General features: G+C 45.8%; 15 protein-coding genes and 1 other RNA gene. All 16 read left to right on the top strand.

What is annotated here, in order from left to right:
- Positions 1-22 precede the first annotated feature (22 nt).
- The 16 genes from rnpB (at position 23) to secA (ending at position 20436) form a co-directional block, all read left to right on the top strand.
- Positions 23-462, top strand: an RNA gene (rnpB, locus tag AB4323_RS12030) — RNase P RNA component class A.
- Positions 463-690: 228 nt separating this feature from the next.
- A complete protein-coding gene (rsmH, locus tag AB4323_RS12025; RefSeq protein WP_017062902.1) occupies positions 691-1641 on the top strand; it encodes a 16S rRNA (cytosine(1402)-N(4))-methyltransferase RsmH in 951 nt (316 codons plus the stop codon).
- A 3-nt stretch (positions 1642-1644) separates the two neighbouring features.
- Entirely contained in the window at positions 1645-1962 is a 318-nt protein-coding gene (ftsL, locus tag AB4323_RS12020; RefSeq protein ID WP_048662657.1) for a cell division protein FtsL, read from the top strand.
- The gene (locus AB4323_RS12015; RefSeq protein WP_010434717.1) at positions 1959-3716 is read left to right on the top strand and encodes a peptidoglycan glycosyltransferase FtsI; all 1758 of its coding nucleotides are present in this window, start codon (positions 1959-1961) and stop codon (positions 3714-3716) included. Before ftsL ends, AB4323_RS12015 begins: the two co-directional genes overlap by 4 nt.
- A gap of 18 nt (positions 3717-3734) precedes the next feature.
- A complete protein-coding gene (gene murE, locus AB4323_RS12010; RefSeq protein WP_372152558.1) occupies positions 3735-5222 on the top strand; it encodes a UDP-N-acetylmuramoyl-L-alanyl-D-glutamate--2,6-diaminopimelate ligase in 1488 nt (495 codons plus the stop codon).
- Positions 5219-6592 carry a UDP-N-acetylmuramoyl-tripeptide--D-alanyl-D-alanine ligase gene (murF, locus tag AB4323_RS12005; RefSeq protein WP_372152555.1) on the top strand — a complete coding sequence of 458 codons (1374 nt, stop codon included), beginning with the start codon at positions 5219-5221 and terminating at the stop codon, positions 6590-6592. Before murE ends, murF begins: the two co-directional genes overlap by 4 nt.
- Entirely contained in the window at positions 6589-7671 is a 1083-nt protein-coding gene (gene mraY / locus AB4323_RS12000; protein WP_372152553.1) for a phospho-N-acetylmuramoyl-pentapeptide-transferase, read from the top strand. The genes murF and mraY overlap by 4 nt, the downstream gene beginning before the upstream one ends.
- A 57-nt stretch (positions 7672-7728) precedes the next feature.
- Positions 7729-9045 (top strand): UDP-N-acetylmuramoyl-L-alanine--D-glutamate ligase, encoded by a 1317-nt coding sequence (gene murD / locus AB4323_RS11995; protein WP_065584710.1) that lies wholly within the window; start codon positions 7729-7731, stop codon positions 9043-9045.
- Positions 9046-9067: 22 nt separating this feature from the next.
- Positions 9068-10264 carry a cell division protein FtsW gene (gene ftsW / locus AB4323_RS11990; RefSeq protein WP_065584711.1) on the top strand — a complete coding sequence of 399 codons (1197 nt, stop codon included), beginning with the start codon at positions 9068-9070 and terminating at the stop codon, positions 10262-10264.
- Between the two features lie 12 nt (positions 10265-10276).
- A complete protein-coding gene (gene murG / locus AB4323_RS11985; RefSeq protein WP_017059287.1) occupies positions 10277-11338 on the top strand; it encodes an undecaprenyldiphospho-muramoylpentapeptide beta-N-acetylglucosaminyltransferase in 1062 nt (353 codons plus the stop codon).
- Between the two features lie 13 nt (positions 11339-11351).
- Positions 11352-12812 (top strand): UDP-N-acetylmuramate--L-alanine ligase, encoded by a 1461-nt coding sequence (murC, locus tag AB4323_RS11980; protein WP_372152550.1) that lies wholly within the window; start codon positions 11352-11354, stop codon positions 12810-12812.
- 278 nt (positions 12813-13090) lie between these two features.
- The gene (locus AB4323_RS11975; protein ID WP_004729846.1) at positions 13091-13783 is read left to right on the top strand and encodes a cell division protein FtsQ/DivIB; all 693 of its coding nucleotides are present in this window, start codon (positions 13091-13093) and stop codon (positions 13781-13783) included.
- On the top strand, positions 13776-15044 hold the full coding sequence (ftsA, locus tag AB4323_RS11970; protein ID WP_010434747.1) for a cell division protein FtsA: 1269 nt from the start codon (positions 13776-13778) through the stop codon (positions 15042-15044). The genes AB4323_RS11975 and ftsA overlap by 8 nt, the downstream gene beginning before the upstream one ends.
- Positions 15045-15075: 31 nt before the next feature.
- Positions 15076-16305 (top strand): cell division protein FtsZ, encoded by a 1230-nt coding sequence (gene ftsZ, locus AB4323_RS11965; RefSeq protein WP_017059291.1) that lies wholly within the window; start codon positions 15076-15078, stop codon positions 16303-16305.
- Positions 16306-16401: 96 nt separating this feature from the next.
- Positions 16402-17319 (top strand): UDP-3-O-acyl-N-acetylglucosamine deacetylase, encoded by a 918-nt coding sequence (gene lpxC, locus AB4323_RS11960; protein ID WP_010434751.1) that lies wholly within the window; start codon positions 16402-16404, stop codon positions 17317-17319.
- A 390-nt stretch (positions 17320-17709) separates the two neighbouring features.
- Positions 17710-20436, top strand: coding sequence for a preprotein translocase subunit SecA (secA, locus tag AB4323_RS11955; RefSeq protein WP_017066234.1), 2727 nt, complete (start codon positions 17710-17712; stop codon positions 20434-20436).
- The last annotated feature ends 164 nt before the right edge of the window (positions 20437-20600 follow it).

The following is a 20600-nucleotide window of genomic DNA, read 5'->3' as shown; positions in this document are numbered from 1 at the left end:
AATCTCTATACAATCCGCCCTCGGAGTTGAACGGGTAATCGCTGCTTTGCTGATGTCCTTCGGGAGACTGACGTTGAGGTCCTTCGGGAAACTGACGTTGAAGTCCTTCGGGAGACTGGCAGAGGGGAGGAACGTCCGGGCTCCATAGAGCAGGGTGCCAGATAACGTCTGGGGGGCGCGAGCCCACGACAAGTGCAGCAGAGAGAAGACCGCCGATGGCCTCATTTCTTCGGAAGGGGCACAGGTAAGGCTGAAAGGGTGCGGTAAGAGCGCACCGTGCGACTGGCAACAGTTCGTAGCAAGGTAAACTCCACCCGGAGCAAGATCAAATAGGCCCTCACATTGCGTTGCTCGCGTATGGGGGCGGGTAGATTGCTTGAGCCTGTGAGCGATTGCAGGCCTAGACGAATGGTTACCGCCGCGCAAGCGGAACAGAACCCGGCGTATGTGTCAACTCCACCTATATAAAAAACCCATCATTACTTAACGGTAGTGATGGGTTTTTTGCTTTATATTGACGTAAATTATTTAGATTTCCTTAGAATCCTTCATCCTGATATGAGCTTGGGTCAAAAATTCCCAAAGCCTATACACAATATGGTGGAGATACGGCGTGAAATCAGTACACTAAAACGTTAATAGAACAAATTATTGCCGAACTAATGGCTCAATCCACTCACTGAGAAGACTATGACAGAAGCATTCAAACATATTTCAGTATTGCTTAACGAATCTATTGACGGACTTGCGATCAAACCTGACGGTACCTACATCGATGGTACTTTTGGCCGTGGTGGTCACAGCCGTACAATCCTGTCTAAACTGGGCGAGAATGGACGACTCTTTAGTATTGACCGCGATCCACAAGCGATTGCAGAAGCGCAAAAGATTGATGACCCTCGTTTTACGATTATTCACGGCCCGTTCTCAGGTATGGCTGAATATGCGGAGCGTTATGACTTAGTCGGTCAAGTGGATGGTGTGTTACTGGATCTAGGTGTTTCTTCACCACAGCTAGATGACGCTGAGCGTGGCTTTAGCTTCATGAAAGACGGTCCGCTTGATATGCGTATGGACCCAACAACCGGTATTCCTGTCTCTCAGTGGTTAGTTGAAGCCGATCTTGATGACATCACATGGGTTATCCGTGAGTTCGGTGAAGACAAACACGCTCGTCGTATCGCGAAAGGCATCATTGCTTATCAAGAGAATGAAGAGAACGAACCACTAACGCGCACTGGTCAGTTGGCTAAGCTTATCTCGGATGTAGCTCCAAAAAGCTTCAAAGAGAAAAAGCACCCAGCAACACGTGCTTTCCAAGCCTTCCGTATCTACATCAACAGTGAACTTGAAGAGATCGATACAGCCCTGAAAGGCGCAGCAAGCATTCTTGCTCCTCAAGGCCGTTTGTCTGTTATTAGCTTTCACTCTCTTGAAGACCGCATGGTGAAGCGCTTTATCCGTAAAGAGAGCCAAGGTCCGCAAGTACCACATGGCCTGCCACTAACAGAAGAGCAGATCAAAGCGCTAGGCAGTGCTGATCTTAAGCCTGTTGGTAAAGCGATCAAGCCTTCTAAAGATGAAGTGGATGAGAATACTCGTTCGCGTAGCTCAGTATTACGAATCGCAGAAAAGCTATAGTCAATGAAGACCTCCAAACCTAACTTAGCCAAGATAATATTTTTTGATTTGATCTCCGTGGGTAAAGTCCCATTGGTGCTGCTTATCTGTATCTTCGCGAGTGCGATGGGGGTCGTTCTTACGACACATATGTCACGTCAGGCGATTACGCAAAAAGACATGGCATTAGTCGAACGAGAGCAGCTAGATGATGAGTGGCGAAATTTAATGCTTGAAGAGACAGCTTTGGCTGAACACAGTCGCGTTCAAGCATCGGCAAAACGAGAGTTAGACATGAAACGTCCAGACTCTGATAAAGAAGTTGTGATCACACTGAAATGACCGGTAAAAAGGAAAAATCACCCGCGAAAACCGTTAATAAATCAACGAAAAAGCGTGTGAAGAGCGAAAAGGATTCGGATCCAGTTCTGATAAAATGGCGTTTTAACGTCGTTATTGCTTTCGTGTTTCTTGCCTTTGCTGCACTTGTTGGTCGTGTGGCTTATATACAAATCATTGAACCAGATAACTTAATTCGTCAGGGCGACCTTCGTTCGGTGCGTGTTAAGGCTATTCCTTCTGCTCGTGGCATTATTTCTGATCGCAATGGTGAGCCACTTGCTGTCAGTGTTCCTGTTGAAGCGGTATGGGCTGACCCGAAAACCATTTTCGATAAAAATGGTATGGCTCAAATTGATCGTTGGTATGCGTTAGCTGATGTACTTGGCCTAGAACGACAACCGATGATCGATAAGATCTCTAGTAACAAATCCCGCCGATTTATTTATCTTCAGAGACAAGTTAGCCCTGCGATGGCTAAATATATCCGCGATCTTAAACTCGTGGGTGTGGGGCTTAAAGCTGAATCTCGTCGTTACTACCCTGCAGGTGAAATCAGTGCTCATCTTATTGGTGTAACCGGTATCGATGGTCATGGTCTTGAAGGTGTAGAACGCAGTTATGATCAGTGGCTCACTGGTGAAGCGGGTAAACGTACCATTCGTAAAGATCGCTATGGACGCGTTGTCGAAAATATTGCCTTAGAAGAGCGTGAAGAAGGCAAGCCATTAGAATTAACCATCGACCAACGATTACAGGCCATTGCTTATCGAGCGATCAAGCAAGCGGTGGCCGATCATAAGGCGACTTCAGGCTCTGCGGTACTGCTCGATGTAAAAACAGGTGCCGTGTTAGCCATGGTCAACGCGCCATCTTACAACCCGAATAACCGTGCTGACCTACAAAGCTTTAAGATGCGAAACCGCGTATTAACCGACGCCATGGAACCTGGCTCTACCGTGAAACCTTTTGTGGTTTTAGCGGCGCTAGAGAACGGCACCGCAGACCCAGATGTCGTTATTGATACTGGCAACGGTATTATGCAGATCGGTGGTAGTCGTGTGCGAGATTCGTCTAAAGTGGGTAAGGCTGACTTAGCGTTGATCCTCAAAAAGTCGAGTAACATAGGTGTTGCGAAATTAGCGCTTAATATGCCACTCGAAGCCTTGCTTGGTATGTACAGCTCGGTTGGTCTAGGTGAGATGTCTGGGCTGAATTTGGTTGGTGAAACGAGCGGTATTTTCCCGAATCGCCGTCGCTGGTCAAAGTTTGAGATTGCGACCTTAGCGTTTGGTTATGGTTTGTCTGTTACACCGATGCAGTTAGCACATGCTTATGCGACGCTAGCCAACAAAGGCTTATATGAGCCAATTCATATTATTAAGAGCAACGACCAAGATTTTTCTAAGCAGATTATCAAGCGAGAAAACGCTGAACTGGTTTTGAACATGCTCGAAGGGGTGACTCAAAAAGGTGGAACGGCGACAAGAGCCGCCGTTCCGGGTTACCGCGTTGCAGCCAAAACGGGTACATCTCGTAAGGCAGAGGCTGGCGGATACAGTGATGAATACATTGCGATCACTGCAGGCTTTGCTCCAGTCAGTGACCCAAGAGTTGCGTTGGTTGTTGTAGTCAATGAGCCTCAAGGTGACCTTTACTATGGTGGCTCAGTCGCAGCCCCTGTATTTTCTGAGATCATGAAGGGTGCACTACAAATCATGAATGTCCCGGCTGATGAAAATAAGTTTCAAGAATAGAGTTAATCAGGATTCAATATGAGTAATAGCCTCACGCTGTCATCTTTACTTTCCCCTTGGGGTGACTTTAGTTCACCTGAGCTGGATGCGATTGCCGTTGAACAGTTGGAGTTGGATAGTCGTGCCATCAAAGACGGCGATATTTTTGTTGCTGTAGTTGGGCATGCTGTTGATGGCCGTCGTTTCATTGACAAAGCGGTCTCACAGGGAGCCAATGCCGTTATCGCACAAGCTGATGCTGAAAAGGCCCATGGTCTGATTGAGTGGTTGGATGCTGTTCCGGTTGTTTACATTAAAGACCTTAACTTGGTGTTATCTGAGTTGGCCGGTCGTGTTTACTCGTCTCAGGCGACTAAGCTGATTGGTGTTACCGGCACCAATGGCAAAACCACCATCACCCAATTGATAGTTCAATGGCTTGATCTTGTTGGTCAACGCTCTGCGGTAATGGGCACCACGGGTAATGGCTTTTTAGATAGTCTAAAAACCGCGGCGAATACCACCGGCAGTGCGATTGAAATACAACGCACACTGAGTGAGTTAGCGGAAGAAAACGCGGCTTACACAGCTATGGAAATATCTTCTCATGGTTTGGTGCAAGGTCGCGTTAAATCCTTGGACTTCGAAGTTGGTGTATTCACTAATTTGAGCCGTGATCATCTTGATTACCATGGCACGATGGAAGAGTACGCTTTAGCTAAGAAGAGCCTGTTTACTGAGCATAAATGCAAGCACGCTGTGATAAATGTGGATGACGAAGTGGGTAAGGCTTGGATGACAGATTTATCCAAGGCCATTGCTGTTTCACTATCACCGCTAACGGGTTATCAACAATCGGTATGGGCGTCTGATGTCGCTTATGCAGAAACTGGTATTCAGATGTCTTTCGGTGGTAACTGGGGACAAGGCGATCTTTCGGTTCCTTTAATTGGTCAGTTTAACGCATCAAATGTATTGGTTGCTTTCGCGACTCTGCTTTCATTGGGCATCGATAAGCAAATATTAGTCGATACTGCACCTCAGCTTCAGCCTGTTATTGGTCGTATGGAACTGTTCCAAGTGCCGAGCAAAGCTAAAGTAGTTGTTGATTACGCTCATACACCAGACGCGTTAGAGAAAGCTCTGGCAGCATTGCGCGTGCACTGCTCGGGAAAATTGTGGGCTATCTTTGGTTGCGGTGGAGATCGTGACACAGGGAAACGCCCGATGATGGCAGCGACCGCAGAGCAGTTTGCCGATAAAATTATTATTTCAGATGACAACCCTCGCAGCGAAGATCCGGTTTTGATTGTCAAAGACATGCTTGCTGGTTTAAGTGAGCCGGAATCGGCGTTCGTCGAGCACGATCGCTACCAAGCGGTTAAGTTTGCACTTGAGCAGGCAGACAGCAATGACATTATTCTTTTGGCTGGTAAAGGCCATGAGGATTACCAAGTATTGAAAGACAATACGGTACATTACTCAGACCGAGAGTCTACGCTTCAACTTTTAGGTATTTCATCATGATTGATGTATCACTCGAACAAATTTGTTCAGCAGTCAGCGGCGAGTTGATTGAGGCTGTCAACTCCAGTCATAACGTAATTAATGCCGTTTCTACGGATACTCGCACCGTTGAAGAGGGCGCATTGTTTGTTGCTCTCGTCGGAGAACGTTTTGATGCGCATGACTTTTGTCATCAAGCCGTTGAGGCGAATGCGAGTGCGTTGTTAGTCGAACGAAAACTTGACTTAAATATTACTCAAGTTGTTGTTGAAGACACTAAACTTGCTTTAGGTCAGTTAAGTGCTTGGATCCATAAACAATGTGATGTGCCAACCATGGCGATTACTGGCAGTTGTGGCAAGACGACCGTCAAAGAGATGGTGGCGAGCATTCTGCAACAACGTGGCAAGGTGCTGTTTACGGCAGGTAACTTCAATAATGATATTGGTGTGCCTTTGACTTTGCTACGTAGTGAACCAAGCGATGACTATGCGGTGATCGAATTAGGCGCTAACCATATCGGTGAAATCGCCTACACCACTCAGTTTGTGAAACCACAGGTTGCCTTGGTAAATAATGTGGCAGCGGCGCACCTAGAAGGATTTGGCTCAATTGATGGTGTGAAGCAAGCAAAAGGTGAAATTTTTCAGGGGCTTGCAGCTGGTGACACTGCTATTGTTAGTTTAGAGAGTAACGGTGGCGAATTTTGGGGTGAAGTTCTCGCAGATAAAGCGGTTCTGACCTTTTCAGAAAGTGATGATACAGCGGATTACTTTGCCAAAAATATTCGTATCAACGAGCAAGGTGAAGCGTGCTTTGATATGCAGACACCAAAAGGTTCTGTGCCCGTTGAACTTGGCATTATCGGCCAGCATAACGTAGCGAATGCCTTAGCAGCAGCAGCGTTGAGCATTCAGTTTGGCGCAACGCTCGATGAAATAAAAAATGGTTTAGCGAATCTTATCTCAGTCAAAGGACGAGTTGAGGTTCAACAATTAAGTCAGAATATCAAGCTGATAGATGACAGTTATAACGCCAGCGTGCCTGCAATGAAGGCGGCAGCTAAATTGCTATCGAGCTTCAAAGGTCAACGTTGGTTGATTTTAGGCAATATGGCTGAGTTAGGCGATGAAAGCCTTGCACTTCACCGTCAAGTCGGTGAATATGCTGCCCCATTCGCTTTTGAGCATGTACTCACTTACGGTGATGATACCAAGGTGATTAGTGAAGTGTGTAACGGCACTCACTTTGCAACGCATGAAGCGATGATCGCGCACATAGAGCAGCACTTGAGCTTGCCAGAAAACGCGCCACATACCTTGTTGGTAAAAGGCGCCAATAGTGCAGGAATGAGTAAAATAGCCGCTGCTTTAAAGGAGAACTTTTCATGATAATTTGGCTTGCAGAGCTACTACAGCCACACTTTTCTTTTTTCCGTTTGTTCGAATACTTATCGTTTCGTGCAATCGCGAGCATTTTGACGGCTTTATGTCTGTCGCTGTGGATAGGACCTCGTTTAATTGAGCGTCTGCAAATGCTGCAAATTGGCCAAGTTGTTCGTAATGACGGCCCAGAATCTCACTTCAGTAAGCGTGGTACACCAACCATGGGTGGTGTGATGATCCTTGCTGCGATCATCATTACGGTCTTACTTTGGGCTGACTTATCAAACCCTTACGTTTGGGCCGTACTTGTCGTGCTAGGCGGTTACGGTGCAGTTGGTTTTGTTGATGATTATCGTAAAGTCGTTCGTAAGAACACTGATGGCTTGATTGCGCGTTGGAAGTACTTCTGGCAATCGGCTATTGCATTGGTTGTGGCGTTTGCTCTGTATGCTCATGGGCAAGACACTGCTGCGACACAATTAGTGGTGCCTTTCTTTAAAGATGTGATGCCACAACTTGGCCTGCTGTACATCGTGCTGACTTACTTTGTTATTGTGGGTACTAGTAACGCGGTAAACCTAACTGATGGCCTAGATGGCTTGGCGATTATGCCAACGGTTATGGTTGCTGCGGGTTTTGCTGTTATCGCTTGGGCGACAGGTAACGTTAACTTTGCAGCATACCTACACATTCCATACATCCCATACACCTCTGAACTGGTGGTGGTATGTACTGCTATCGTTGGTGCAGGCCTTGGCTTCCTATGGTTTAACACTTACCCAGCACAAGTATTCATGGGCGATGTTGGCTCTCTAGCACTGGGTGGTGCGTTAGGTGTGATTGCGGTACTCGTTCGTCAAGAGTTGGTACTAGTGATCATGGGTGGTGTGTTTGTAATGGAGACTCTGTCAGTGATTCTGCAGGTGGGCTCTTACAAATTGCGTGGTCAGCGTATTTTCCGCATGGCACCGATTCACCACCACTATGAACTTAAAGGTTGGCCAGAGCCGCGTGTTATCGTGCGTTTTTGGATAATCTCAATGGTATTAGTACTGGTTGGCCTAGCGACACTGAAAGTTCGTTAATCCTATGTGAGCCTCAGATTAGAGGCTCTTTAAAACTATTAAGAGCATCTTGTTTAAATGGAACGTTGGCAAAATATTCAAAATGTAGTGGTTGTGGGGCTCGGTATTACCGGGCTCTCTGTCGTTAAACATCTCGTAAAATATCAGCCCCATACTTGCGTAAAGGTAATTGATACGCGAGAGCTACCACCAGGAAAGGAATCTTTGCCTGAGTCGGTTGAGCTGCATTCTGGAAGCTGGAATAGCCAATGGCTAGCTGAGGCTGATCTGGTGGTTGCTAACCCAGGCATTGCTTTAGCGACACCTGAAATTCAAGATGTGCTTCAAGCGGGTACGCCTGTCGTTGGCGACATCGAGCTGTTTGGTTGGGCTGTAGATAAGCCTGTTGTGGCGATTACTGGTTCAAACGGTAAGAGTACCGTGACTGATCTGACTGGTGTGCTTGCTAAGGCTGCTGGGCTTAATGTTGGCGTTGGCGGCAATATTGGCATTCCTGCCCTAGACCTTCTAGAACTTGATGCGGATTTATATGTCCTTGAACTTTCAAGTTTTCAGTTAGAAACTACATCGAATTTAAAACTTGCCGCTGCGGCATTCTTAAATCTGTCTGAAGATCATATGGATCGCTATCAAGGCATGGCTGATTACCGTGAGGCCAAGTTAAGAATCTTTAATAACGCGCAGTGTGCGACTGTTAATCGTGAAGACAAAGAGACTTACCCTGACCAGACAATGCCATTGTTGACTTTTGGCCTAGATAACCAAGAGTTTGGTGTATCAACGATTGATAGTACTGAGTGGTTGGTCGATCACGGTAAACCTGTCCTTGCTACCCAAGATTTAACATTGGTTGGACGTCACAATGTGGCGAATGCGTTAGTCTCACTTGCACTATTGAAGCAAGTTGGTATCGACTACAGCAAAAGTCTTGATGCTTTGAAGGCCTATAACGGTTTGACGCATCGTTGCCAAGTCGTGGCTGACAAGCGCGAAATCAAATGGGTTAATGACTCCAAAGCAACGAATGTAGCCAGCACATTGGCAGCCCTGTCTGGGTTGGAGTATCAAGGTACGTTATATCTTTTGGTTGGCGGCGTTGGTAAAGGTGCTGACTTTAGTGAGCTTGAACCAGTATTGGCGCAACTTGAGCGTGTTCAGCTGTGTTGTTTCGGTGAAGATGCAGATCAATTCATGCCTCTGCACCCATCGGCACAAAAGTTCGATACCATGCAGCAGATAATCGAATCTATCTCGCCACAGCTGGTGGCTGGAGATATGGTGATGCTGTCTCCGGCGTGCGCAAGCTTCGATCAATTTAATAATTTCATGGCAAGAGGTGATGCGTTCACTGAGCTTGCTCATGAGTATGCTTAACGTGTTGAAGGACTAACATTCAGTGCAAAGAGTCAAAGAGATTAATCAATCCATCTGGCAGTGGCTAAACCGTGCTACTCCCGAGGCGCTTTACGATCGTCAATTGGTGTGGATTGCTCTTGGGCTAATGCTGACAGGTTTGGTGATGGTGACGTCTGCTTCGTTCCCCATCAGTGCTCGTTTAACCGATCAGCCGTTTCACTTTATGTTCCGTCATGCCATCTTCCTTGTATTGGCGTTAGGTGTCTCTAGCGTCATATTGCAAATCCCGATGCAACGCTGGTTTCAATACAGTATGTATCTACTGGGCTTGTCCTTCTTCTTGCTGATTGTGGTATTAGCCGTCGGTAAGTCGGTTAACGGCGCATCGCGTTGGATCCCATTAGGGCTATTTAACTTACAACCCGCTGAAGTCGCCAAGTTATCGCTGTTTATCTTTATGGCGGGCTACTTGGTTCGGAAGCAAGATGAAGTGAGAAAAACCTTCTTCGGTGGTTTTGGTAAACCGATCATGGTATTCGGCGCTTTTGCCGTGCTGCTGCTAGGCCAGCCCGATTTAGGTACTGTGGTCGTAATGCTAGTGACCCTGTTCGGCATGCTATTCATTGCTGGTGCCAAGCTTTCACAGTTTATCGCCTTGATGGTGGCAGGTATTGCCGCGGTCGTCGGTTTGATTGTTATAGAACCTTATCGTGTTCGACGTGTTACCTCATTCTGGGAACCTTGGAACGACCCGTTCGGCAGTGGTTACCAGTTAACTCAGTCATTGATGGCGTTTGGCCGTGGTGATTGGATGGGGCAAGGGCTTGGTAACTCGATTCAAAAACTCGAATACTTACCAGAAGCGCATACCGATTTTGTATTTGCTGTGTTGGCTGAAGAGCTTGGCTTTGTCGGTGTTACCTTAGTATTAATGTTGATCTTCAGCTTGGTGTTAAAAGCCATTCTGATAGGTAAAAAAGCCTTTGAACACGATCAAGTGTTCAGCGGCTATCTGGCTTTTGGTATTGGTATTTGGTTTGCGTTTCAGACGCTTGTTAACGTAGGTGCTGCATCTGGCATCGTTCCGACCAAAGGTCTAACCCTACCGCTAATCAGTTATGGTGGTTCGAGTTTAATTGTTATGTCTGTGGCGGTATCAATGCTGCTGCGCATTGACCACGAATGCCGAATGCAACAAAAAGAACAAGCTGATAGTCAAAACGAATTAGTAGAATAAGAATCTAACGTGATGAAACAAAACAAAAAACTTTTAGTGATGGCTGGTGGTACTGGCGGTCACGTTTTCCCAGGGTTAGCAGTAGCGAAAAAGCTTCAGCAACAAGGTTGGGAAATTCGCTGGTTAGGCACAGCAGACAGAATGGAAGCGGATTTAGTGCCAAAGCATGGCATTGAAATCGACTTCATCAAAGTGAAAGGCCTGCGTGGTCAAGGCATTAGCAAGTTAATTAAAGCGCCGTTCCAGATTATTAATGCCATACTTCAAGCAAGACAACACATTAAAGCATGGCAGCCTGATGTGGTACTTGGCATGGGTGGTTACGTGAGTGGCCCGGGTGGTATCGCGGCATGGTTGTCTGGCATTCCAGTGGTTCTGCATGAACAAAATGCAGTGGCAGGTTTAACCAACCAATGGCTGTCTAAGATTGCTAAAAAGGTTTTCCAAGCTTTCCCTGGTGCTTTCCCTACCGCAGAAGTGGTGGGTAACCCAGTACGCGAAGATGTGGTTGCCTTAGCTGAACCCGAGCAACGCATGGCTGAGCGTGATGGTGACATCCGCATCTTGGTTATGGGCGGCAGTCAGGGCGCAAAAATCCTAAACGATACCTTGCCAGTGACGATGGCGCAGCTTGGTGAAGGCTTCACTGTGATGCACCAAGCGGGTAAGAACAATCAACAACAAGTTATTGAGCAATACAAATCACATTCTGTTGGTAATGTTCAAGTGACTGAATTTATTGATGATGTGGCGCAAGCTTATGAGTGGGCAGATCTATTAGTGTGTCGCTCAGGTGCATTAACCGTATCAGAAGTGTCTGCGGCAGGTGTCGGTTCTATCTTCGTTCCGTTTATGCACAAAGACAGACAACAAGCGTTGAATGCCGACCATTTAGTTGAATGTGGCGCAGCGTTAATGATTGAACAGCCTCAACTAACGGCTGATAAGCTAGCGAACACTATCACGCAGCTTGATAGAAATGAATTAAAAATGATGGCAACAAAAGCTCGTCAAGCCGCCAAGCTTGATGCTGATGTGACCGTCGCTGAAGCGATTAAAGCTTTAGCAAAATAATGAGATTGAATTGATGACGATTGAACATACCCAAGACTTAGCGCAAATCCGTGCAATGGTGCCAGAGATGCGCCGTGTTAAATCTATCCACTTCATTGGTATTGGTGGTGCCGGAATGAGCGGGATTGCTGAAGTCTTGCTAAATGAAGGCTACCAGATCACGGGTTCTGATATTGCTCAAAACCCAGTGACTGATCGTTTAGTTAGCAAGGGTGCGACCGTTTATATCGGTCACCAAGCGAGTAACGTTGCCGACGCAAGTGTGGTGGTTGTTTCAACCGCTATCAACGAAGAAAACCCAGAAATTATTGCAGCTCGTGAAGCGCGCACACCGATCGTTCGTCGTGCAGAAATGCTGGCTGAGCTGATGCGTTTTCGTCACGGTATTGCTGTGGCAGGTACGCACGGTAAAACAACCACGACTGCGCTAGTGACACAGATTTACTCGGAAGCCGGCCTAGATCCAACCTTCGTAAACGGTGGTTTGGTTAAAAGTGCTGGCACTAACGCACGTTTAGGTTCAAGCCGTATTCTTATCGCTGAAGCCGATGAGAGTGATGCTTCATTTTTACATCTGCAACCTATGGTTAGTATCGTAACTAACATTGAAGCGGATCATATGGATACCTACGGCGGCGATTTCGAAACGCTAAAGCAGACATTTATCGATTTCCTACACAACCTGCCGTTCTACGGCCAGGCTGTGATGTGTGTAGATGATCCTGTTGTACGTGAACTTATCCCTCAGGTGAGCCGCCAAGTGATTACTTACGGCTTCTCTGAAGACGCAGATATTCGTATTGAAAACTACGTACAAGAAGGTCAACAAGGCAAGTTTACGGTTGTACGTGAAGGTAAAGCTAACTTAGATATCACGTTGAACATTCCAGGTCGCCACAACGCATTGAATGCATCGGCTGCGATTGCTGTTGCAACAGAAGATGACATCAGCGATGAAGCGATTCTCAAAGCGATGGCGGGAACGGAAGGCACGGGTCGCCGTTTCGATCACCTAGGTGAGTATGAAACAGGTAAAGGCGTTGCAATGCTGGTCGATGATTACGGTCATCACCCAACCGAAGTTGATGTGACGATTCAAGCTGCTCGTAGTGGCTGGACTGATAAACGTCTTGTTATGATCTTCCAACCGCACCGTTATAGCCGTACTCGCGATCTGTATGATGATTTCGCGAACGTTCTTGAGCAGGCTGATGTCCTAATTCTGTTAGATGTTTATTCTGCAGGTGAGAAACCTATTGCAGGGGCTGACGGACGTTCATTAAGTCGAACTATTCGTGGGCGTGGTAAGATAGACCCAATCTTTGTTGCCGATATCAACGCACTGCCATCGGCTTTAGCCAACGTAATTCAAGGCGGTGACCTTGTTTTAACGCAGGGTGCAGGCGATGTTGGTCGAGTAGCGAAGCAGTTGGAATCGTTACAGTTAGACATTAATAAAATGCAGAACGCGTAACAGAATACTGTCTACAGACTGTGGTCAATCGCTCACTTCTTGCGATTGACCTAAAATTGACCAAAAATCTTATTATCAACGTTTGATAGTTTGATTTTGCTCAGTATAATTCATAGGTTAAAGTAAGTGCTTTTACCTCTATTACGAAGATAGGGAATAGAATTGCGAACCAACGACAGGGAATGCGGGCTTTGGTAGAAAGTACTTTTAGCGAAAACCGCCACCTATTCAGTTTACCGTCGCTCAAGAAACACGCCTTAGGCGGGTCTTTTTTTGTCATGGTATTGCTATTCATTGGGTTTCTTTTCTATACCACACTAACTTGGATGTGGGACGATCAGCGATTGCCTCTCTCCAAAATAGTACTTCAAGGCGACTTAACTTACGTAACTGCTGGTGATGTTCAACATGCCTTTGGCGAGCTAGAGCATATTGGAACGTTCATGTCGCAAGACATCGGTGTGTTGCAAGACAGTTTAGAAGCGTTACCTTGGGTTTCAGTGGTGTCCATTCGTAAGCAGTGGCCAGACACAATAAAAGTATTTTTGACTGAGTATCATGCAGCAGCAATCTGGAACGGTAACATGCTGTTAAATGATAATGGTCAGGTGTTTAATGGTGATATCGGTCTTTTGAAGGGCGATAGAGTCAAGCTTTACGGCCCAGACGGCACCAGCCAAAAAGTGATAGAAAAGTGGCGACAAATAACTCCTTTGATTAACAATCTAGGGTTAACCGTTACCTCGCTCGTTCTCAATGAGCGTCGCGCTTGGCAAATAATCCTAGATAACGGTATCCGTTTAGAACTAGGTAAAGATTCTTTAGATGAGCGTGTTGAACGCTTCATTTCGCTTTACAACGAACTTGGTAGTAAAGCGAATCAAGTGAGCTACATCGACCTCAGGTATGATACGGGAGCCGCTGTAGGCTGGTTTCCAGAGCAAGAGTTAGAAGAGAGCACAGATGACTAAGACCGCAGATGACAACATAATCGTTGGTCTTGATATAGGCACTGCGACCATATCAGCTCTGGTTGGTGAAATATTGCCTGATGGTCAAATCAATATCATTGGTTCTGGGCAAAGCCCATCCAGAGGTATGGATAAAGGTGGTGTAAACGACCTAGAGTCGGTAGTTAAGTCGGTTCAGCGAGCTATTGATCAAGCAGAGTTGATGGCGGAATGCCAAATCAGCAATGTATTTATCTCGCTATCGGGTAAACATATCGCAAGCCGAATTGAAAAAGGCATGGGCACTATCTCTGATGAAGAGGTGTCTCAAGACGATATGGATCGAGCGATCCATACCGCGAAATCAATTAAAATAGGTGATGAGCAGAGAATTCTGCACGTGATCCCACAAGAATTTACCATTGATTATCAAGAAGGGATTAAGAACCCACTTGGCTTATCTGGTGTTCGAATGGAAGTCAGTGTTCACCTAATTTCTTGCCATAGCGACATGGCGAGAAACATTATTAAAGCTGTTGAACGATGTGGTCTCACAGTAGAACAAATCGTGTTTTCAGGACTTGCCTCAAGCAATGCGGTAATTACTGAAGACGAGAGAGAGCTTGGAGTATGTGTTGTCGATATCGGTGCGGGTACAATGGATATTTCCATTTGGACTGGCGGCGCACTTCGACACACAGAAGTCTTTTCCTACGCAGGAAATGCAGTAACCAGTGATATTGCCTTCGCTTTCGGCACGCCAGTGAGCGATGCTGAAGAGATAAAAGTAAACCATGGTTGCGCTCTGAGTGAACTCGTAAGCAAGGATGATTCTGTTAACGTCCCAAGTGTTGGTGGTCGCCCATCGAGAAGTTTGCAACGACAAACTTTGTCGGAAGTGATTGAACCACGTTACACTGAACTTATGGGTCTCGTTAACCAAACTATTGATACGGTTCAATTACAGCTACGAGATGAAGGTATTAAACACCACCTTGCAGCTGGCGTCGTTCTCACTGGTGGAGCGGCACAAATTGACGGATTGGTAGAGTGTGCGGAACGTGTTTTCCGCAATCAAGTTCGAGTTGGTAAGCCGTTAGAAGTTAGTGGCTTAACTGACTATGTTAAAGAGCCGTATCATTCTACGGCGGTTGGTTTACTTCATTACGCAAGAGATTGTCAGATCAGTGATGAAGGTGATTACAGCGAACCTAAGCGTTCAGCACCTTCTATGTCTGGTTTATTTGGCAAATTGCGTAATTGGATACAAAAAGAGTTTTAACCTGAGTTGCAGGAAAAAACGGAGATAACACATGTTTGAACCGATGATGGAAATGTCTGACGATGCAGTAATTAAAGTCGTTGGAGTTGGTGGCGGTGGCGGTAACGCTGTTGAGCACATGGTACGTGAATCAATCGAAGGCGTAGAATTCATCAGTGTTAACACTGATGCACAAGCACTTCGTAAAACAAGCGTGAGCAGCGTGATCCAAATTGGTGGTGATATCACTAAAGGTTTGGGCGCTGGTGCAAACCCACAAGTAGGCCGTGATGCAGCTCTCGAAGATCGAGAAAGAATTAAAGAAGTTCTAACTGGCGCCGATATGGTATTTATCGCAGCTGGTATGGGCGGTGGTACTGGTACAGGTGCTGCTCCAGTTATTGCTGAAGTTGCGAAAGAGTTGGGTGTGCTAACGGTTGCTGTTGTAACTAAGCCATTTAGCTTTGAAGGCAAAAAACGTTTAGCGTTTGCTGAGCAAGGTATTGAAGAGCTTTCTAAACATGTGGATTCTTTAATTACGATTCCAAATGAGAAGCTACTTAAAGTACTTGGCCGCGGCGTAACTCTGCTAGAAGCTTTCGCAAGTGCCAATGATGTACTTAAAAACGCTGTACAAGGTATCGCTGAGCTAATTACTCGCCCTGGTATGATTAACGTCGATTTCGCGGATGTTCGCACCGTAATGTCTGAGATGGGTCATGCAATGATGGGTAGCGGTATCGCAAAAGGTGAAGACCGTGCTGAAGAAGCTGCTGAAACGGCAATTTCTAGCCCACTACTAGAAGACATCGACCTAGCTGGCGCACGTGGCGTTCTTGTGAACATCACAGCAGGCCTAGATATGCGTCTAGATGAATTCGAAACAGTAGGTAATACAGTTAAGGCATTCGCATCTGATAACGCAACAGTTGTGATTGGTACTTCTCTAGACCCTGATATGACGGATGAAATCCGTGTAACTGTTGTAGCAACAGGTATCGGCACAGAGAAAAAACCAGACATTACATTAGTTGCTGGTGGTAAAGCTAAGGTTGCACCAACTCCTCAACCACAGGTAGCGGCTCAAACTGCACCAAAAGTGGAAGAGAAAGTGGCACAACCATTGCAAGAAAAAACTGAGGTTAAACCTCAAGTTAAGCCGCAGCCAACAACGTCACCTGTTTCTTCAGGTACAGGCGCTAGCCAAAGTGCAGCACCTAAGGCTGAGAAAGAGAGTGGATACTTAGATATTCCAGCATTCTTACGACGTCAGGCTGATTAACAAATACCCAAAATTTGACTATCGTCGAATTAATGGTAAAATTCGCGGTCGGTAAATACTGACCGTGATTTGTAGCACTGATAACGAGGCAAGCAGATGATCAGACAACGTACTCTGAAAGAAATTGTGAAAACAACTGGTGTGGGTCTCCACTCTGGTCGTAAAGTCACACTTACTCTTCGCCCGGCAGCTGCAAATACAGGTATTGTTTATCGTCGTACAGATGTAAATCCACCTGTAGATTTCCCAGCTGATCCAGCGTCAGTTCGTGACACTATGCTATGTACAGCTCTTGTTAATGACGAAGGCGTACGTATCTCTACAGTGGAACACCTTAACGCAGCTTTAGCGGGTATGGGCATCGACAACATTATTGTTGAAGTAGATGCACCTGAGATCCCAATTATGGATGGTAGCGCAAGCCCATTCGTATACTTGCTACAGCAAGCGGGTGTAGAAACACTGAATGCAGCGAAGCGTTTTATTCGTATCAAAAAGCCTATCCGTTTTGAAGATGGCGATAAGTGGGCAGAATTTGTTCCATTTAACGGCTTCCGTATGGACTTTGAGATCGACTTTAACCACCCAGCTATTGAATCTGATGAGCAACGTTTGTTGTTTGATTTCTCTTCACAAGGTTTTGTGAAAGAAATTTCTCGCGCTCGTACTTTCGGCTTCATGCGCGACATTGAGTATCTACAATCTCAAAACCTAGTACTTGGCGGTAGCTTTGATAATGCTATCGTACTGGACGAATACCGAATTCTTAATGAAGAAGGTCTACGTTTTGACAATGAGTTCGTAACTCATAAAGTACTAGACGCGATTGGTGACTTGTACATGTGTGGACACGCTATTATTGGTGAGTTCCGTGCATACAAATCAGGTCACGGCCTAAACAACCAACTACTACGTGCAGTACTTGCTGACGCAGAAGCTTGGGAATGGGCAACATTCGAAGAAGAAGTAGGCTCTCCTGTTGCATTTGCTGAGCCAGGAATGGTTCTAGCGTAATTGTTGTTTACAGCAATATAAGATTTCGAAAACCAGGTCATTGACCTGGTTTTTTTGTATCTATTTTCCAGATACAGTGTCGTCAACATCCGAAAGTTGTCTCCCAATGAGCTGCAGTCTGGCTAATCCATCAGCAATTAGAAAGAAAAGTTCCAAGCACATCAAACAAATGGGGTTATAAATGGTTGTTGGTGTGAAAATTACTTACACTAAAGGGCATTAATTTTAACTCAAGCCTTGAAAACTCTACTCTCAAGTACAATATCAAAGATACTAGATTTATCTCAGTATCCTTGGTTAGTAACTGAAGACTAGTTCATAGCTAGTAGAGACACTGACGGCATTTAAAATAGATCGCGGACGATCTGAGAACGAAGAGATTCCAAGCACATGATTACTAAGCTGCTGACAAAGGTAATTGGCAGTCGCAATGACAGAACACTGCGCCGCCTTAGAAAAATTGTAAAAGAAATTAATAACTACGAACCAACGTTTGAAGCTCTTTCAGACGAAGAGCTAAAAGCAAAAACGGTTGAGTTTCGTGAGCGCTTAGATAAAGGTGAATCGCTAGACCAACTTCTACCTGAAGCATTTGCTACGGTACGTGAAGCGTCTAAGCGTGTTTACGGCATGCGTCACTTTGACGTGCAAATGATTGGTGGCATGGTTCTAAATGCTGGCCAAATTGCAGAAATGCGTACTGGTGAAGGTAAGACTCTTACAGCAACCCTACCAGCTTATCTTAACGCCCTACCTAGCAAAGGTGTTCACGTAGTAACGGTGAACGACTACCTAGCGAAGCGTGATGCGGAAACAAACCGCCCATTATTTGAATTCCTTGGTATGACTGTTGGCGTAAACGTGCCAAACATGGCTCCACCAGAGAAGAAAGAAGCGTACCAAGCGGATATCCTATACGGAACAAACAACGAGTTTGGCTTCGATTACCTACGTGACAACATGGCTTTCCGTGCTGAAGATCGTGTTCAACGTGAGCGCTTCTTTGCTGTTGTCGATGAGGTTGACTCAATCTTAATCGATGAAGCTCGTACTCCACTTATTATCTCTGGCCCAGCTGAAGATAGTTCAGATCTTTACACGCGTATTAACACGTTGATCCCTAACCTTGAGCGCCAAGATAAAGAAGATTCTGAAGAGTACCGTGGTGAAGGTCACTACACCATGGACGAGAAATCGAAACAGGTTCACCTGACTGAAAACGGTCAAGAATTTGTAGAAGAGCTAATGGTCAAAAACGGCCTGATGGAAGAGGGTGACACGCTTTACTCTCCAACTAATATCAGCCTATTGCACCATGTTAATGCAGCGCTGCGTGCACACGTACTGTTTGAGAAAGACGTCGACTACATCGTTACTGAAGAAGGCGAAGTAGTTATCGTTGATGAACATACTGGTCGTACTATGCCAGGTCGTCGTTGGTCTGAAGGTTTACACCAAGCTGTTGAAGCTAAAGAAGGTGTGAAGATTCAGAATGAAAACCAGACGCTAGCATCGATTACATTCCAGAACTTCTTCCGTCTATACGAAAAACTGTCAGGTATGACAGGTACAGCCGATACAGAAGCTTTCGAATTTCAGTCTATCTACGGCCTAGAAACAGTGGTTATCCCAACCAACAAGCCTATGGTTCGTAACGATATGCCAGATGTGGTTTATCGTACCGAAGAAGACAAGTTCAATGCGATCATTGAAGACATCAAAGACCGTGTAGCTGCTGGTCAGCCATCATTGGTTGGTACGGTTTCTATCGAGAAGTCTGAACTACTGTCTAACGCACTGAAAAAAGCAAAAATTAAGCACAGCGTTCTAAATGCTAAATTCCACGAAATGGAAGCAGAGATCGTTGCACAAGCTGGTATGCCGAGTGCGGTAACTATCGCAACTAACATGGCTGGTCGTGGTACCGATATCGTATTAGGTGGTAGCTGGCAGGCACAAGTTGAGAAGCTAGAGAATCCAACCAAAGAGCAGATCGAGAAGATCAAAGCTGACTGGAGAGTAATCCACGATAAAGTGCTTGAGTCAGGTGGTCTGCACATCATTGGTACTGAGCGTCATGAATCTCGCCGTATCGACAACCAGCTACGTGGTCGTTCTGGTCGTCAAGGTGATGCGGGTTCTTCTCGTTTCTACCTATCAATGGAAGATTCTCTGCTACGTATCTTCACATCGGATCGTATGGCTGGTCTTATCCAAAGTGGTATGGACGAAGGCGAAGCGATCGAATCTAAGATGCTTTCTCGCTCAATTGAAAAAGCACAACGTAAAGTTGAAGGTCGTAACTTCGATATTCGTAAGCAGCTTCTTGAGTACGATGATGTAGCCAATGACCAACGTAAAGTGGTTTATGAGCTTCGTGATGAACTGATGAGCTCTGACGATATCAGCGAGATGATCGAACACAACCGTGAAGATGTATTGGCATCAGTGATTGATGAATACATCGCACCTCAGTCTCTTGAAGATATGTGGGATATCGCGGGTCTGCAAGATCGTCTGAAGAATGACTTCGATCTAGACTTTGATATTCAAGGTTGGTTAGACGAAGACGACAAGCTTTATGAAGAAGCATTGCGTGAGCGTATTCTTGCTATGGCGGTTGATTCGTACAAACAGAAAGAAGAAGTGGTTGGTGCTCAAGTACTGCGTAACTTCGAGAAATCTGTGATGCTACAAACGCTAGACGGCCTTTGGAAAGAGCACTTGGCTGCGATGGATCACCTTCGTCAAGGTATCCACTTACGTGGTTATGCTCAGAAGAACCCGAAACAAGAGTACAAGCGCGAGTCGTTTGAACTGTTTGAAGGCCTACTAGATGTACTGAAAACAGACGTTGTTACCATCCTTTCTAAAGTGCGCGTTCAGCAACAAGAAGAAGTTGAAAAGATGGAAGCTCAACGTCAAGCTCAAGCTGAAGAAGCGGCGCGTCGTGCACAAGCGCAACATGCAACAGCTGAAAACCAGCTAGCTGACGATGAAGCTGAAGCGGCATCTCCACAAACGGTAGTGCGTGACGAGCGTAAAGTTGGCCGTAACGAGCCATGCCCATGTGGTAGCGGTAAGAAGTACAAGCAGTGTCACGGTAAAATCGCGTAAGTTTAATGAATCGTTGCTGTAGCGCATGATAGCTGCGTTGGTGGTACTCACTTACAGTCGTAAGCTCCGTGCCACCGCCTTGCTCTCATACACTACAACTTAGCTTCATAAAACTGACAAATAGAATATAAAGAGTCGCTTAGGCGGTAATGCCGATCAGTTAA

The organism is Vibrio sp. 10N.261.52.C11 (assembly GCF_041471405.1).
GTDB lineage: Bacteria > Pseudomonadota > Gammaproteobacteria > Enterobacterales > Vibrionaceae > Vibrio > Vibrio crassostreae_C.
This window is presented reverse-complemented; position numbering and strand designations above follow the sequence as displayed.